The organism is Acinetobacter sp. 1566109, from assembly GCF_000582255.1.
Lineage (GTDB): Bacteria > Pseudomonadota > Gammaproteobacteria > Pseudomonadales > Moraxellaceae > Acinetobacter > Acinetobacter nosocomialis.
Window position 1 is genome coordinate 1 of record NZ_JEYB01000038.1, and the last position, 16,971, is coordinate 16,971.

The window sequence follows — 16,971 nt, forward strand, 5'->3', positions numbered from 1 at the left end:
ATTTAACATATTGATTTTAAAAAATTTAAACAGATGATTGTCAAATGACGGTTATCTGTTTTTTTATACCCTTTATCTGGTTTGTATTCGTTTTGTAAAAGTAGAACGTAAAATTTATATAGAAATAAAAAGTTTTAAATTTATTTGGGGTTATGGGGATGAGGGGAATTACTCCGCAAGAAGGGTTCACCTTAGTGGAACTCATCGTAACAATTGCAGTCATGGCTATTATTGCAATGATGGCTGCGCCGTCTATGTCAAATTTATTAGAAAGTAAACGTTTAGATACTAATCAAAGAGATTTAATTAGCACTCTATCTGAGGCGAAAAGTCAGGCTGTGCTTGGTCGTCAGAATGTTTCAGTTAATTTGAATTCAGCGGCTTCTAATACTGCCACTTTATTAAATTGGCAACCTACTTCTAACAACACTCTAACGCTAAAAAATATAGCTGCTGATAATACCCAAAGTTCTTTAGCTATCACTACTTTAACATTTAACGCAAATGGAGTTGTGAGTAATATTACTCAGGATGCACTTATATCTATTTGTAATTCAAGAATAAATAAAAAGAAAAATTTTATACTTACAAAACTTGGAGCTTTGGTTTTTAAAGCTGAGGAGACATGCTAATGCATTTAAACAATCTGAAAGTTCAAGCAGGTGTTGGTTTAATAGAAGTTTTAGTTGCTTTAATTCTACTTGCAATAGGAGTACTTGGTTATGTAGCACTTCAGATCAGGGCAATGGACGCATCTTCAGAAGCATTAACTAAATCTCAGGCGATGATAGTCATGAGGGGGTTAGCTGAAAATATTCGCACAAATAGTGTTCAAGCTGGTCAATATCCAGCATTTGTGCGTAGTTATAGTAATTTTTCATCAACTACAGTGGCTCCGACTTCCTGCTTTAATAGGCCGTGTACGCCTTCACAGCTTGCTCAATTTGACGCATATCAAACAGCAAAAAATGCAGATCAGCTGGGTATCAAAATTACAATGACAAATTGTCCAGGCGTTACTTCAACTATGACTTTACAAAGGCAATGTTTATTCGCTTTTTGGGGAAAAACTTTACCAGTAACGAGTACAAGTGGGAGTACATCAACTGTAGATGTATCAAATTGCATCACTAGTAGTGGAATTTATGTCTCTAATTCTAAGTGTTTAATGATGGAGACATATTGATGAATCGATCATTTTTAGAAAAGCAGCAAGGATTTACCTTAATTGAACTTATGGTTGCTTTGGCTTTAGGTTTAATTCTTGTTGCAGCTGCTACTCAATTGTTTATAGGTGGAATTTTATCAAGTCGTCTACAAAAAGCGAATGCTGAAATACAAGATAGTGGTATTTTTGGTCTGGATTATATTGTACGTGACATACGACTTGTCAATTATGGAAATATTATAAATCCTCAGTTAAATGATACTACTCCTTGGGGAGGGATAGTGTTAACGGGTTCTACTGCTACCAATAATAACAATGTAAATTTTGTGCCTAATACGGGGACTAACGTCTATATCGCAGATGCTTTATTAAGCCGTGGTGCAGGCGATACAGTAAGTACCTTAAATAACCAGTGGAAAGGCCTTTCAAATATACAGAACAGTTCAAATGCAACTATACAGAGTGATCAGCTTACTATTCAATTTATTGCTCCTTCTAATATGACAAATTGTGAAGGTGCAAATGTTTTGGCGGGTGATCTTGTTGTAGAGCGCTATTTTTTACGTCTCGATAATAATGGGAGTTCACAACAAGATTATGCACTAGCATGTGATGCAAATACACCTTCTACCACACCTACAGCTCAACCAACATCAGTTGATGGGTTTGGAGATGCGGGTCAAATTATATTGCCACGTATTGATCATTTTCATGTTCTATTAGGCGCGAAAAATGCAGCTGGTAATTTTGCTTATTACACTATTCCCCAATATCGAGTGGCTGCACAAGCTGCAAGAGATGCGACCCCTACACAATTAGCTCCGCGTATCTTATCCATACAAATTTCTGTATTAGCACGTTCTACCAATAATGCTCAAAACAAAGCAGTCGATCCTAATCAAACTTTTGTAATGTTAGATCAAACAGTACATGCCTCAGATACAAGTACACGATTCTTACGACGCGTTTATAGCACAACAATTGCTTTACGTAATGCAATGGGGGAAAAACTATGACCCATTTGAGAAGCAAATATATAGTCCAACATCATCAAAAAGGTGCGACGCTTATTGTTGTGCTTATTATTTTGTTAATTGTTATTGCTGTGGGAGTTTTAGCCATTAGGGTGGCTATTGTTTCTTTGAAAGTTGCAACAAATAGCCAAATTGGCCAATTAAATTTTCAATCTTCTGATACTCCTATACAGCTCATCACACAGATGGATCCAACGACGCTTACAAATATTAGTAATGTGTTAGGAGCAGCACTCAAAGAAAATGAGAGTCATCCTGGATCGGAATATAATTTTTGCTATAAGCCAGTTTCGACCACTGTAAGTTTTGCCCAAACCCGAGATGCGAGTCTACTGCGAGCAGGAACTGCTAACAATGCCGTGGTAGAGGATGGAGGAGTGGCTGGCTTTTGTGACCTGACCACTGATTATGGAAGTAATCGTCAAGCTGTCGTTACACAAATTGCTGTAAGCATTCCAACAGATGCCGTTAATGATGTTCCAGGTTCAAATTTACCACGTGGAACAAATGCGTCTGAAGGTACTGCTTTACCAAAGAGTATGCTTTCTACACAACGCATTCGAGTGATTACAACTTCTTTTTTACCTGCTTATGCTTCTACCTCAATGCAAACTTTGCAAGCAGATTGTTTGAGTACAAATAGTGCCAAGATCAGCGATAACTTTGATAGCTCATTAAGTAATAAACAAACGTTAGCTGATTGTTTGGCAAATCATAATGTACCTTTTAGTACTCAGATTCAAGAATTTAACTATACCAATAAGCTTACTGAAACTATGGCGCCAGGTTCATAATGGGGAATATCATGAAACTACATTTCAAACCAAATAAATTATGGTATGCCATCTATTCAACTTCGATGACATTTACATGGCTTATGTCAAGTTCTGTAGTGCAGGCAAGTGATTTACAAATTTATGCCGCACCTACAGCAGGTAAAAAAACAATTGTTATGATGCTAGATACTTCTGGATCAATGGGGCGTACGATCCAGCCTGGTTATAGTATTTATGATGATTACGGTATTACAAGTTGTTCAACTACTTATGTAAACTCAACAACTACTCCTAGTTATCGTCGGTATTATTGCTGGGTTTCCTCAAATACAACCCTTAGTAAAGTAACTAATTTAGCTACTGGATGTGAGAAACAGGCAGATAATAGTTATCGTTGTTATGACCGGTTAACGCGCCTAAAAGATGGTATGTTTTCTTTTTTAGAAAATAATAACCCGATATTTAATAATGTAAGTGTTGGATTGGGGCATTTCTCTACATACAGTAGTGGTACTACTGGTGATGGCAGTAGCGGCGAAATTTTGGTTCCAGCAGCAAATTTGGGCGTTGTAGGATCTGCACAAAGAGTTGCATTAAAAAATGCTGTAGCTGGATTAGAAGCAAGTGGAGGAACGCCTACTGCTAATGCTTATGCTGAGGCAGCAGCTTACTTAATGGGAACACGAACATTAAGCTCGACTACAGCAAATGTGGCAATGTATTTTAAATATTATCCAGTTTTAACTCAGACGTCACAAACCGTTTACTATGCCTGTGGTAATAATTCAGCTAGTGGTTCAACAGATAATACAAAGTGTACATATACGCCGACCACAATTCCAAGCCAGTCTAATTTATCTAACTATAGTAGTAATACTACAAGCTCAACAAATGGAAATATAACGACTTACACCACTTATTATTATAAAACGACTGGATGGTTTTATCCTACAACGACCTATTACTATAAAACTACTTATAGTGAAACTAAAGTAACCAGTTCAACACCTAATTATCAAAGCTGTACAGCATATAACTCTAATGGATGTACTACTTGGAGTGCGGCTTCTTTAACTAATCCAACAACAGATACCTATGATACGCAATGTACAGTTAATACAGTGGCTGGTACATGTGTCTATCAAACTAAAACAATTTTAGGTACAAACAGTTATAGTGGATTTAATAGCTCCGTTCAAAGTTCAAAAGATCCAGATACCAACTACACTACATATAAATCACCATTACCTCCCGTTAGTCAGCGTCAAAGTTGTGATGGACAAGGGGTTTATATTTTGTCTGATGGTGAACCAACGAATAACGTAAACTCTTCTGTTTTAGCCTCTGCATTGAACCTTAGCTCATTTAGTAATAGTGGTGGACTGAGCGGTGGTACAAACTGGGATTATATGAGTAACTTCGCTAAGGCCTTATTTAATGGCGGGGTAATTCAAAGTGATGCTAATAATGCTACAAACCCAGCTAATGTATCTATACAAACTGCTTTTGTTGGTTTTGGTTCAGCATTAAATGCCTTGAGCACTACAGATGCGAAGAACGCTTGTAAAATGAGTTCTCGTACTCAAATAGATAGAAGTGGAGATGATGCATGTTCTCCAAATCAGGGAACAAATGCTGTATCTGCCCCAGGTTATGGTAATGGTGGATTTTTTCCTACCCAAAGTGCGCAGGGAGTAACCGATAGCGTAATTGCATTTATTAATAACTTAGGGAAGGTGCCTTTAGAGCCTCTTACTACTGGTGCGATTTCTGTACCTTATGATGCATTAAATCCTAAAAACCTACAGGAATATGGTTATTTACGGACTTTTGAGCCAGATCCGGCAAATGCTTATCTGACTTGGCGAGGTAACTTAAAAAAATATCATGTGGTTTTATCTGGTTCAAATGCTGGTGCATTTGAAGCGAACTCTGGTGGGCTGGTCTATGATGCAAATGGAGCATTCCGTAGTGGTACAAAAGATTATTGGAATAGCTCTAGTTATAATGATGGCGGAAAAGTTTTTTTAGGGGGAGCCTATAGCAATGTACCATTACCAACTTTAGGTCAGCCAGAAGAGGTAAATTCTCAAGGTAATATTACTAAATATTATTATGCAGCAAAAAATAAAATCCGAAATCTGTTTACTGATGTTTCTACCGTGGCTACAGATGGTAGTTTAACTAAAATATCAACTACAAATACTAACTTACTGAAAATTCCTGCTGCGCCTGCTATAAATACAAATCCTTTTGATACAGCGGCTAATACTGCAAGTTATGTGCTAGGAAAATTTAATAGCTCTACGGGACAAGATGTTTTGAAGGCATTCCCTGTGAGCTTAAAATTAAAATTATTAAATTACTTGGGTTATCCGACAGATATTACGGCGACAGCTCTACCAAGCACATTAACCACATCAAATGCCCCTTATTTATCGATGGGCGGGAGTATCCACTCTTTTCCGGTACAGCTGACTTATAGTGGTACTTTAGATCAAAATGGAAATTTAACCAGTGCACGTGAGCAATCTATTCTTTACGGAAGTATGGAAGGAGGATTGCATATCGTAGATGCCTCTTCTGGGGTTGAGCAAATGGTATTTATCCCAGCCGATATATTAAATGATACGGTAGCGTCTAAAGCTTTAGTGGTAGGGCAAAGTGATTCAACAGCCCCTGCTCAAGGTATGGATGGAGCATGGGTATCGGATCCAGCATATAACATTACCACTACAGGTTCAGGTAGTTCAGCAGTATCAAAAGTTACTGCTAAACAAATGAATATTTATGGTGGAATGCGTATGGGGGGCAGTAGCTATTATGGATTAAATGTATTAAATCCAAGTTCCCCACAATTAATGTTTAGAATAGGTGCAGATCAATCTGACTATAGCCGTATGGGGCAAAGCTGGTCTAAGCCTGTACTTGCAAATATTCGTTATAACGGTGCGATTAGACGTGTCATGATTGTTGGTGGTGGTTATGATCAATGCTACGAGAAACCAAATATCACGTTGAGTGACTCATGCTTTAGCAATGGTAAGGCAAAAGGAAATGCTGTCTATATTATCGATGCTAAAACCGGAGAGCGTTTATGGTGGGCCAGTGATACAGGGTCCAATAATGATAACGCTAATATGAAGCATAGTATTGTTAGCCGTATTAGTACTTTGGACCGAGATGGTGATGGCTTAGTAGATCATTTGTATTTTGGCGATTTAGGTGGACAAGTCTTTCGTGTAGATCTTAATAATAATCAGACTCAAACTAACTCGACTTATAGTGGTTTCGGTATAAGAGTTGTGAGATTGGCAAATCTGGCAACAAACGATACAACAAATGATAGTGGAAATGATTACACAGGTGGAAATGCCCCTCGTTTTTATGAGCCGCCTACCGTAACAATTCATGATTATGGTGTTCGCTCATTTATTACGGTTGGTATCGCTTCTGGTGATCGAAGTACACCACTAGATGTTTATCCAATTATTGGCCGAGAAGGTATGTCTCCTAGTACGGCGCTTAGTGGTCGACCTGTAAATAATGTTTATGGAATTATTGATAGAGACTTTATCAAAAAGAATTTAATGTCGTTAAGTGATAGTCAGCTTGAAACTAAGGATCTTATTCGCTCAAATCTACGGAAAAACCCACAAATATTAAGAGCAGGCGAAACGAGCGTAGGGCAGGTTTTCTTTCCAAGTACGGGTACAGGTCAAGCAGGTTGGTACCGATCACTTTCTAGTACGAGCAATGGTACTGAAAAAGCTGATAATAGCTTCCGTATTAAAGGGGGAATGAAAGCCTTTGAAGAACCAATAGCAATTACAGGTAATTTAATAGTTCCTGTCTATGATCCTCAAGGAACGGGTATTGTTGCGTCAGACCCTTGTTTACCACGTGTAGTAGGTGAAACAGATCGACAAACTTATTGTCTGCCATTTGGAGTGTGTCTGAATACTGATGGATCGATTAATCATAATAAGGAAGATAATAGTGGTTTTGGGACAGATGGAACAAAGAACCTAAATGTAATTGGTTCAGGGGTTCGCAATATTACGTTTGTGCCTAGTGAAGATAATCCATCTCCGCAAAACAGTTGTGGAAAATTAAAGTTATCTGGTAATGAGCAAGGAACAGGGCAGTGGCAATGCACAAGCTATTTGATCCCTGCACGCTGGTATGAGCGGTATCGCTAAAAGGGATGGTTTATGAGTAAATACTATAATTTGAAGTTCAATCGGGGTTTTACTCTGATTGAACTTATGGTCACTCTTCTTACTTTAGCTATTCTTGTTGCTATTGCTGTTCCTTCTTATCAAAGTTATGCCCGTAGAGCTACCGCATCTGCCGCTAAGAGTGAGATTTTAAAATTAGCTGAGCGATTGGAGCAGCATAAGTCTAGAAATTTTACCTATAGGGGATTTACCACAACCTCTGTAACGTTAACTCGTGGGGGGTATACGATTCAGATCACTGATGATACCACTGCTGGTAATTTATTAACGAGTTCTGCTGCGAATGGGCAGACATGGGTGATTAGAGCGACTACTACAGATTCCAGAAATCTTAATTTTATTGCTAAAAACTCAGGTTTACGTTGCCAGAGCTTAACAGCTACTGCTGTTGATAATGATTGTGGTGGAACAACTACATGTAACACATGTGAAGCAAATAGTGAGAGTTGGCAGTGAAGAATGGTTTTACACTAATAGAAATTATGGTTGTGGTGGCAATTATTGCAATTTTGGTAGCGATAGCTACTCCATCGTATTTACAATATGTTCGTAAAGGGAATCGTACAGCCGTTCAATCTGAAATGATGAATATTGCACAAACTTTAGAGTCTCAAAAAATGGTGAATAACCGTTATCCCTCAAATGCAACTATACAATCAATTTATGGCTCTAATGTGAGTCCTCTTCAGGGCAAAGCTTTATATACTTTAGCTTTTACTACTTTAAACGATTCGACATGGGTGCTTACGGCAACACCAATCGCTAATACTTCACAAGCGGGTGATGGAATTATTTGCTTAAATGATCAAGGGCAAAAATTTTGGGCAAAAGGTGCTACAGATTGTGCACTATCGGCTTCATCAAGTTGGACAGAGTAATTTAAATTCAAAACTGCGGATAACTCAAAATTTAATCTTTCTTTCAGGGTGAAAATCACGTAGAATGTCGCCCTCTATGAAAGGGGTTTGAAGTGTTGCCGATGGTCGGCGCAGGGATAATCCGTAAGAATTATAAGGCTTTTATCATGGTTGTTATTCGTTTAGCACGTGGCGGCGCAAAAAAACGTCCATTCTATCAAATCGTTGTGACTGATAGCCGCAATGCACGTGATGGTCGTTTCATCGAGCGTATCGGTTTCTTTAACCCAACTGCACAAGGTCAAGCAGAAAAACTTCGTTTAGACGCAGACCGTTTTGCTCACTGGGTTTCTCAAGGTGCTCAACCTTCTGAACGTGTTGCTTCTTTGGCTGCTCAAGCTAAAAAAGCTACTGCATAATTATTGTAGTAGGTAGCCCATGACACCAACACAGAATGTTCCCGAAGATCGTATTCAGATTGGACAGTTACGTTCAGCTTATGGATTAAATGGGTGGCTCTGGGTGTATTCCAATACGGAACCCATGAGCAATATGTTTGACTACTTGCCTTGGTACATTGAGACCAAGGCTGGTTGGCAAACAGTTGATGTAAAACGTTGGAAACCACATGGTAAAGGCTTAGTTGTCTCTTTAAAAGGTGTGAGTGATCGCACTGGAGCAGAGAGCTTGGTTGGCGCTAATATCTGGATTGCTAAATCTCAATTGCCAAAAGCAGATGTAGATGAGTACTACTGGTCAGATTTGAAAGGCTTAACGGTGTTAGGACTTGGTGATGAAGAACAGGAAGTAAACCTAGGGCAAATTCATGAGTTGTTTGAAACTGGAGCTAATGATGTGATGGTTGTACGTGCTACACCAGACAGCATTGATTCAGAAGAACGCATGATTCCTTGGCATAAAGACGTGGTACAACGCGTTGATCTTGAAGCTGGTCGCATTTACGTTAATTGGGGCGTAGATTATTAATCCTTTTTTAGGGGATTAACGCAGCAGGAAAATAGAGGAGTCTGCGGTGTTTTTTGCAGTCATTACGCTTTTTCCTGAAATGTTTGAAGCGATTACAGCCTACGGGATTAGCGGACGTGCAGCAAAGCGTGACATTGTACAAGTCACTTGTATTAATCCACGTGATTTTGCTGAAGGGAGTTACCGGAGAGTGGATGAACGTCCATTTGGCGGTGGTCCTGGTATGGTAATGATGGCTGAGCCTCTCGCAAAAGCAATTAACCATGCCAAACAACTTGCTTCGCAAGCAGGATGTGTTCATGTACCTGTGGTGTATATGTCTCCACAAGGTAAAACTTTAAATGAACAGGCAGTACAGCAGTTTGTTGATTATGACGGCTTGATTGTATTGTGTGGACGTTATGAAGGCGTCGATGAACGTTTGATCCAGCATTACGTTGATCAGGAATGGTCAATTGGAGATTATGTTTTATCTGGCGGTGAACTACCTGCCATGGTGTTGCTTGATAGTATTATTCGCCGTTTGCCGAATGTAATGTCAGATGAGCAATCAGCGATACAGGATTCTTTTGTAGATGGTCTTTTAGATTGTCCGCAATATACTAAGCCAGACCATTTTGAAGGTTTAGATGTCCCTGAAATTTTAAAATCAGGACATCATGCCAACATTGAAAAGTGGCGTTTTTTGCAGCGATATCAACGGACTTTAGAACGCCGACCAGAGTTGGTAGAAAAAGTAGAGTTGACTAAACAGCAAAAAAAATGGCTAAAAGATATACAAGGGAATAGCGGTAATTCTTAATTGCTATTCTCAAGAACGAAAGTTCTAACATAAGACGAGAAGCAATGCTTCGAGTTAAACCATAAGTCTATTTAAATTTATAGATTTATGTGTAATTAAGGCTCTTTACGATTGTCGTAAAGGGAAAGTTAAACGGGTTGATATGCGTTTTTAGCCTCTATCCCCAGCGGAAAATCAGACCTCTTCTGACTCCGCACATATTGGAGATTCCCACAATGAGTGGTAAACATCCTTTAGTTCAAGCTGTTGAAAATGCACAGTTAAAAACTGACCTTCCTGAATTTGCTCCTGGTGACACAGTAGTTGTTCAAGTTAAAGTAAAAGAAGGTGACCGTGAACGTCTTCAGGCATTTGAAGGTGTTGTTATCGCTAAGAAAAACCGTGGTTTGAACTCTGCGTTCACAGTACGTAAAATTTCTAGCGGTGTTGGTGTTGAGCGTGTATTCCAAACTCACTCACCAGTTGTTGCTAAAATCGAAGTGAAACGTCGTGGTGACGTTCGTCGTGCTAAACTTTACTACCTCCGTGACTTGTCTGGTAAAGCTGCACGTATTCGTGAAAAATTACCAGCTCGTAAAGCGTAAGCTTATACCGAGTAAAAAAATGCGCCTTTTGGCGCATTTTTTTATTTGGAATCATAATCCTTGTAGTTTTAAACGATTAGCATGCTGGCGGTAAACCGACACAGGGTCTGCTGCAAAAATAGAACGTATACCAAGCACTTGGTTGACTTCATCTAAATGGTTCCAGTTATAGTCATCACGAATAGTCTTACCAAACTTGGCACTACATCTAGAAACTAGTCCATCGTTATCTCCCAGTGGGTCAACAACCAAACTACTTCCTGTTAATGCAATATCAAAAGGATCTAATGGATTTGTGAGTGCTTTATTGCCAGAGAATGAATACATATAGATTCCTTTCTCTTGATAAGCACCTTCACCACAAGATGTGGTAGGAACACCCATTGGAAATTGTGCATTAAACTGTGCCGAGCCTTGAGTTGAGAGGCTATGAGCGCCAGCTAAAGAGTCATGCGGATAACTAGTTGGATCTAGCCCTTCTGCCCAAGTAATCGCTGCTGAAAACCAGTTTACTAATGTTGCCAGTCCAGACAGAGGAGTACCCTCAACATTCAGGATGACATCTGCCATTCGAGAACCTTTGTGAGGTGCTCCGATAGTAGTAAGTGAAGCAACTTTCTCTGGCATGATACCAGCGACATAGCGAACTGTTGGTCCCCCGTGACTATGTCCGATTAAGTTGACTTTAGGTTTTCCCGTAATAGCAATAATTTCTTCTACTTGTTGGGCAAGTTGTTCTCCGCGAACTTCGGTTGAGTTAAACGGTGAAACCCTTGTTGCCCAGACATTTCCTCCGTTACGCGCAAGGTCAGGAAGAATCTGATACCAATAATCAAGACCAAGCGTATCTGTCCCAACTCGGCTAAAACCGGCCATACCATGATTAAAAACCAATGGATATTTGGTTTGGGCATAATTCGAGTAGACAAATGAGCTTTTTACTTGCTCTGCATTTGTGGCATGGGTTGCTGAAACACTCAGTCCTGAGAGTATTGCAGCACAGAAAAATATTAAGTTCCTTTTCATTTTTTACTCACTATTTTTATTTTGTATGAGCAGCAGCTGTTACTGCTGGATAAGGTTTGGCTCACTTTGAAATAGAAAAGCCTAATAGTTAAATGGTAGTTCACCTCCTTGGTCATGGACTTTTTCAAAAGTTTGAAGACGAAGTTGTTCCTGTGATGAGCTAAATTGTTGTTGGCGTAGTTGTTGAATTGCTTGATTTTTAGCACTATCACTCATATTGCTATTGAGAACTTCATCACGCTGTTTTAAGAAGCCTGTAACTCGCTGTTGCCAAGCATTACGCTGCGTATCTAAAGTTTCTAATCTTTGTGTTGCCTCAGCTCCTACAAGTGCTGTACGCATTTGACGCAGTTCCTCCGCTGAACCATTGCGAGCTTTAATTTGTTTGGTCAGCGTATGCAAATCATCAAGTTTTGATAGTTCTTGCAGATTTTGTTGCCAGTCTGCTGGTAGCTGTTCAAAGCGTTCTTTCAGCTTTTTAGCTTTTTCAATTTCACTTAAAGATGAATCTTCCAAAATTTTCATGCGATCTAATGTGTAGTTCTGATAGATATCTTCTGTTGAAAAGAGTCCCTCAATTTCAGATGCAGAGAAGAAACGCTTTCTAATATCTTGAATTGAACTAAAGATCTTTTGAAAATAATTTTGATCTTGTTGTTTAGATTGAGGTGGTTGAATTTGTGCAAGCTGCTCACGGTATTTTAAATAACGAGTCCACAAGTCAATAATCTGTGAGCGGGCTGGTTCTAAATACTGATCTTGTATGAATTTCTCAAAATGCGTTTTGACTTGTTGTAAATTAGATTCTCCATACTGTGTAATAAAATATTCAAAACAGTCACGGGTTTGGTTATTTACAACTAAATGTTGAGAACTATCAATTTTTAACTGGCAATTAACTTGAGTATCTTGCTGACTTTTACTTAAGTAAGCATTATCACTTGTTATTGAATTTAAAGGTGTTTGATGAGTAGATGTTAAAGTTTTAGTCTCATCCTGATTGAACCGAGGTGAGCTACTTTTCGAGTCGGGGCTTAGCCAATATACACATGCGATGAGACTCAAAATAAAAAATCCGAGCACACACCACAATATCTTTTTCTGCATCCTTTGCATAAAGATATCTTCCTTAAGTTTTAATTTGTTGTTTTTTTACTTGATCATTAATGTGCCATAAAATAAGTGAAAACGCATCTAAATATTCTGAAAATATCTTGCCGAATTTGCTAACATGTCGGCACTTTTTTCTAGCTTTGTGTTCCAGTAAAAATGACGACAAAAAATCAAAAAATTTCTCGTCGCCATATCAGTGGTGTATTTCTATTAAATAAACCATTAGGGCTCAGTTCAAACGCCGCTTTGCAAAAAGTGCGTTGGCTGTACCGTGCCCAAAAGGCAGGCCATACTGGCGCATTAGATCCATTAGCGACTGGTTTACTTCCTATTTGTCTAGGAGAGGCCACTAAGTTTTCACATTATTTGCTGGACTCGACAAAGCGTTATCAGACGACTGTTCGATTAGGCCAAACTACAACAACAGGCGATGTTGAAGGCGATATTTTACAAGAACGTCCTATTCCTGTTCTTAGCAAAGAGCTTATTGAGCAAACTTTAGAAAAGTTTAGGGGAGATATTCAACAAGTTCCACCGATGTATTCGGCGTTAAAAAAAGAGGGTAAGCCGTTATATGAGCTTGCCAGAAAAGGAATCGAGATTGAACGTGAAGCGCGCCCAGTTACGATTTATGCTTTAGAGCTTATTGAATTTACCGAAAATAGTATCACTCTAGATGTAACCTGTTCTAAAGGAACATATATTCGTGTGCTAGGTGAAGATATTGGTGAGGCACTTAGCTGTGGTGGACATTTGACAATGCTTCACCGTATTCAAACAGGGCATTTTGAGTTAATCCCAAGTTATACCATTGAATATTTAGAAAGCTTAACGGAAGAGCAAAGAGAAACTTTGTTACTACCAGTGTATGCGCCAATTGACCATTTCTTAAAAATTCAGGTTCCTGAAGGAAGGGAAAAATATTTTTGCAATGGTTTAGAAAGCAATATTGATCATTCTGCGGAAGCAGAAGTTTTGGTTTTTTCGGGTGAACGCTGTTTAGGTTTGGCTGAGATTACTGATAAAAAACGGTTGGTACCTAAGCGTATCTTAAATTTGTAGTAGATGTAGAGTATAGAGCATGGGCATGGAATGGGATGTTATCCTTAGTTTGATCTTTTTTGCGTTTACTGCGGGAGCAATTGATGCTGCCGTTGGTGGCGGAGGACTCATCCAGATTCCCGGCATCATGAGTACTTTCCCGTCCATGCAGACTGCAACGGTTATTGGTACAAATAAAGTTTCATCGATTTTTGGTACTGCATCGGCGGCTTATACGTTTGCAAAAAGAGTGAAGTTGCAATGGAAGCTTTTGGCAGTCATTGCCATTTGTGCTCTCATTAGCTCATTTGCTGGCGCAGCGTGCTTATCACTTATTCCACAATCTGTATTACGTCCTTTTGTATTTGTAATGCTGATCGTAATTGCTATTTATACCTTAGTAAAAAAGAACTTTGGTCAAGTTCATACTGAGCAAAAAATTACTACGAAAATGCTAGTTTTAGCAGGTATTGGTAGTTTGGCGATTGGCTTTTACGACGGTATTTTTGGGCCGGGTACGGGTAGTTTCTTTATCTTTTTCTTTATCCGCTTTTTACAAGTCGATTTTTTACATGCTTCAGCATTGTCAAAAATCGGTAACTTCATGACGAATCTTGCTGCGTTGAGTTTTCTGATTCCAACTGGTCACGCTATTTTACATATCGGTTTAATGATGGCAGCTGCAAACGTTATTGGTTCTATTGTTGGGGTGCGTACCGCGCTTAAATACGGTAGTGGTTTTGTCCGTATTATCTTTTTAATTTTGGTGAGTATCTTGATTTGCCGTTTAGGGTATCAAATTTTTGTCACGGGCTAAAATAGTATTGAAAGTATGAGCTGTCTTTGAGTTCGGTTCATACTTTTATGTATCATTTAAAATTCGAAATATAAAAATCATTACAGAAATTTACTAGAAAGAGAACTGTGTAAAAAATAGTCTCATTTTAAGCTACGTAAACAATATAAATTTCAACGTATCATAAACCTTGAAATAAAAAAGATTTTTTAGCTAAAAAATGAGGAAGAGAATGAATATTTTCGAAGCATTAAGAGAAAGCCATGAAAATCAACGTAACCTTTCTGAACAATTAATCCAGACTCATGGTTTAACTGAAGAACGAAAACAATTATTTGATGCATTAAAAAATGAACTCTATGCTCATTCAGTTGCCGAGGACCGTTATTTGTATATCCCTTTAATGTTTGACGATGTGGGTTTGGATATTACTCGACATGCCTTATCTGAACATCATGAAATGGATGAGTTGGTTGAACAGCTTGAAAAAACGGATATGAGTAGCCCAAGCTGGTTGGCCACTGCCAGACAGTTAAGTGAAAAAGTTCATCATCATTTAAAAGAAGAAGAGCATAAATTTTTTCAACAAGCTGGAAAAATTCTTAAAGACAGCGAAAAAGAAACGCTCGGCAATAAATATTTAAAGGAATATAAAAAGTATAAAAAGCAGCAGTAGATTAAACCTATGCAGCTTTTTTAGTACTTCTTAAAGTAACTCCAATCGAGGCCAGCATTACGCAAGCCAAAGCCACCCATTGCAGCATGCTGATTTCTTCGTGAAGTAATAGGAAACCCGTTAATGCTGCCAATGCTGGCGCTAAACTCGTTAGAGTGCCATAAGTTAATTTATTGAGTTGTTTGAGTGCCATTAAGTCGAGTGCATAGGGAATTGCTGTTGCTAAAACAGCGATAAGTAATGCTTTACCCCAGTACTGTGTCTCAAGTAATGCAGGCGCATTATGCCAAATGCCAATTGGTAGTAATGCAAGTGCAGATACGCCGATTCCAATTGTTAATGCATGCATTCCTATATTTTGAGTCACAACTTTATGGCCGAAATAAATATAGAACGCCCAGCAAAGCCCAGCACCTAGAGCACATGCTGCACCTATATATGAGAAATGGTGCTGAACTGGGTTTTGCCAAGGTACCATAAGTGCAATACCTAACATGGCAAGCGCTACCCAAATGTAGTCGCTCTTTTGTTTAATCGAAAGAAGCGCAAGACCTAATGGACCAATAAACTCTAATCCAACAGCAATCCCTTGGGGTAATTTTCCAAGCGACGTATAAAATAAAATATTCATTAACCCTAAAGATGCACAGTACATCAATAAATCACGCCATTTTAAGTAGGGTAAGCGCGACCAGATTTTCCAAGAGCGAAACATGACCGCAACAATAACTGTGGCAAAACATAACCTTAAGATAGTAACGGTAAGGGGGTCCAAAGCTGCAATAAGTTGCTTAGCAAATGAGGCGCTGATTTGATATGAGACCATCGACAAAATCATGTATAGCACAGCAATAATTGAAAGATTTTGCATGGACTTACCTTAACGCTTCATTTGATATTTAAAAAATAAGAGTGATTAATTATAGCCAATATTGTGTTTTAACCAGCAGGTTTTATAGCGTTAACCTGCTGTTTTTTCACGTTGTTGACGAGCTTTTTGGGTCGTTATGGTACAACCGACGGAAGCTGTAATAATTGTTGCGAGCGCTAACCATTGGTTCCATAACAGATATTCGCCTAAAAATATAAAGCCAGAAAGGGCTGCAACTGCAGGTTCTAGGCTCATCAATGTTCCAAAGCTTAGAGGGGTTAAATTGCGTAGTGCTAACATTTCTAAAGAAAACGGAAGCGCACTGGCCAAAATTGCTAAACCAATAAAATAAAAAAGATAGGGCAGCTCTATAACTTGAGCAATTGAGCCTGAAAAAAATGTAATTGGTAAAAGTATGCAAGCACCTATAGCCATACCCAAACAAACGGTGTGATTACCTGAAATTCCAGAAGGTTTTTGTCCTGCAATAATATAAAGTGCCCAACATGTGCCCGCACTCATTGCAAATAAAACGCCGATCCAATCCAAGCTATGAGCTTGATTAAAAGGAAATAATAAAATGAGTCCAAGAATTGCGAAAGTGACCCATACAAAATCATATTTTTGGCGAGCATGATATAAAGCCACGCTTAATGGGCCAATAAATTCAAATGCAACTGCAATACCGATCGGCAAACGTTCAAGAGATAAATAGAAAAGAGCATTCATGCCTGCAAGAGCAAAGCCATAAGCTAAAATCGCTTTCCATCGAACCTGACTAAAATTAATTCGCCAGATTTTAAAAATAAAAGCCAGAATACACGCTCCAATACATAAACGCATTGCAGACACTGTTAAAACGGGAAAGCTCTGAAATAAAACTTTAGCTAACGATGCGCTACTTTGGACGCTCAACATAGCAAGAATAAGGAAGCCCAAAGCATGGAGCTGGGATTTCTGGCTTGGACTGGACATTTTATTATTTGATCAATTGGTATA

17 protein-coding genes and 1 pseudogene are annotated in these 16,971 nt (G+C 38.7%); 14 read left to right on the plus strand and 4 right to left on the minus strand.

Going from position 1 to position 16,971, the window contains the following annotated elements:
* Window positions 1-158 precede the first annotated feature (158 nt).
* The 11 genes and pseudogenes from J582_RS18510 to rplS all read left to right on the plus strand — a co-directional run bounded on the left by J582_RS18510 (window position 159) and on the right by rplS (window position 10,449).
* The gene (locus J582_RS18510) at window positions 159-632 is read left to right on the plus strand and encodes a pilus assembly FimT family protein (protein WP_016803890.1); all 474 of its coding nucleotides are present in this window, start codon (window positions 159-161) and stop codon (window positions 630-632) included.
* Window positions 626-1,186, plus strand: a complete 561-nt coding sequence (pilV, locus tag J582_RS18515; protein WP_081404860.1) for a type IV pilus modification protein PilV — start codon at window positions 626-628, stop codon at window positions 1,184-1,186. The genes J582_RS18510 and pilV overlap by 7 nt, the downstream gene beginning before the upstream one ends.
* A complete protein-coding gene (locus tag J582_RS18520; protein ID WP_031982106.1) occupies window positions 1,186-2,184 on the plus strand; it encodes a PilW family protein in 999 nt (332 codons plus the stop codon). The genes pilV and J582_RS18520 overlap by 1 nt, the downstream gene beginning before the upstream one ends.
* Complete coding sequence (locus tag J582_RS18525; RefSeq protein WP_031982104.1) at window positions 2,181-2,996, plus strand: PilX N-terminal domain-containing pilus assembly protein; 816 nt, start codon at window positions 2,181-2,183, stop codon at window positions 2,994-2,996. The genes J582_RS18520 and J582_RS18525 overlap by 4 nt, the downstream gene beginning before the upstream one ends.
* A 1,214-nt stretch (window positions 2,997-4,210) precedes the next feature.
* Window positions 4,211-7,180: pseudogene (locus J582_RS18530) on the plus strand (PilC/PilY family type IV pilus protein); the annotation flags it as partial.
* Between the two features lie 12 nt (window positions 7,181-7,192).
* Window positions 7,193-7,675, plus strand: coding sequence for a type IV pilin protein (locus tag J582_RS18535; RefSeq protein WP_004884685.1), 483 nt, complete (start codon window positions 7,193-7,195; stop codon window positions 7,673-7,675).
* Window positions 7,672-8,097, plus strand: coding sequence for a type IV pilin protein (locus tag J582_RS18540; RefSeq protein ID WP_017392607.1), 426 nt, complete (start codon window positions 7,672-7,674; stop codon window positions 8,095-8,097). Before J582_RS18535 ends, J582_RS18540 begins: the two co-directional genes overlap by 4 nt.
* 146 nt (window positions 8,098-8,243) lie before the next feature.
* Window positions 8,244-8,495, plus strand: coding sequence for a 30S ribosomal protein S16 (gene rpsP / locus J582_RS18545; protein ID WP_000260334.1), 252 nt, complete (start codon window positions 8,244-8,246; stop codon window positions 8,493-8,495).
* 19 nt (window positions 8,496-8,514) lie between these two features.
* On the plus strand, window positions 8,515-9,063 hold the full coding sequence (gene rimM, locus J582_RS18550) for a ribosome maturation factor RimM (RefSeq protein WP_031982101.1): 549 nt from the start codon (window positions 8,515-8,517) through the stop codon (window positions 9,061-9,063).
* A gap of 46 nt (window positions 9,064-9,109) precedes the next feature.
* On the plus strand, window positions 9,110-9,865 hold the full coding sequence (trmD, locus tag J582_RS18555; protein WP_002051760.1) for a tRNA (guanosine(37)-N1)-methyltransferase TrmD: 756 nt from the start codon (window positions 9,110-9,112) through the stop codon (window positions 9,863-9,865).
* Between the two features lie 215 nt (window positions 9,866-10,080).
* Window positions 10,081-10,449, plus strand: coding sequence for a 50S ribosomal protein L19 (rplS, locus tag J582_RS18560; RefSeq protein ID WP_002051668.1), 369 nt, complete (start codon window positions 10,081-10,083; stop codon window positions 10,447-10,449).
* A 51-nt stretch (window positions 10,450-10,500) separates the two neighbouring features.
* Here rplS and J582_RS18565 read toward each other — a convergent pair whose 3' ends face one another.
* Together J582_RS18565 and J582_RS18570 are read right to left on the minus strand one after the other, a co-directional pair.
* Entirely contained in the window at window positions 10,501-11,442 is a 942-nt protein-coding gene (locus J582_RS18565) for a lipase family alpha/beta hydrolase (protein WP_081404862.1), read from the minus strand.
* Window positions 11,443-11,556: 114 nt separating this feature from the next.
* Window positions 11,557-12,591, minus strand: coding sequence for a lipase secretion chaperone (locus J582_RS18570; RefSeq protein ID WP_002051740.1), 1,035 nt, complete (start codon window positions 12,589-12,591; stop codon window positions 11,557-11,559).
* Window positions 12,592-12,744: 153 nt separating this feature from the next.
* On the opposite strand from J582_RS18570, the gene truB reads away from it, so the two are divergent.
* The 3 genes from truB to J582_RS18585 all read left to right on the plus strand — a co-directional run bounded on the left by truB (window position 12,745) and on the right by J582_RS18585 (window position 15,101).
* Entirely contained in the window at window positions 12,745-13,650 is a 906-nt protein-coding gene (gene truB / locus J582_RS18575; RefSeq protein ID WP_031982099.1) for a tRNA pseudouridine(55) synthase TruB, read from the plus strand.
* Window positions 13,651-13,669: 19 nt separating this feature from the next.
* Window positions 13,670-14,446 carry a sulfite exporter TauE/SafE family protein gene (locus J582_RS18580; protein WP_004711708.1) on the plus strand — a complete coding sequence of 259 codons (777 nt, stop codon included), beginning with the start codon at window positions 13,670-13,672 and terminating at the stop codon, window positions 14,444-14,446.
* 211 nt (window positions 14,447-14,657) lie between these two features.
* Entirely contained in the window at window positions 14,658-15,101 is a 444-nt protein-coding gene (locus tag J582_RS18585; protein ID WP_002051715.1) for a hemerythrin domain-containing protein, read from the plus strand.
* 7 nt (window positions 15,102-15,108) lie between these two features.
* Here the strand turns inward: J582_RS18585 and J582_RS18590 are convergent, their stop codons facing one another.
* Both J582_RS18590 and J582_RS18595 read right to left on the minus strand, forming a co-directional pair.
* A complete protein-coding gene (locus tag J582_RS18590) occupies window positions 15,109-15,972 on the minus strand; it encodes an EamA family transporter (RefSeq protein WP_031982097.1) in 864 nt (287 codons plus the stop codon).
* A 90-nt stretch (window positions 15,973-16,062) separates the two neighbouring features.
* Window positions 16,063-16,947, minus strand: a complete 885-nt coding sequence (locus J582_RS18595) for an EamA family transporter (protein ID WP_031982094.1) — start codon at window positions 16,945-16,947, stop codon at window positions 16,063-16,065.
* Window positions 16,948-16,971 lie beyond the last annotated feature (24 nt).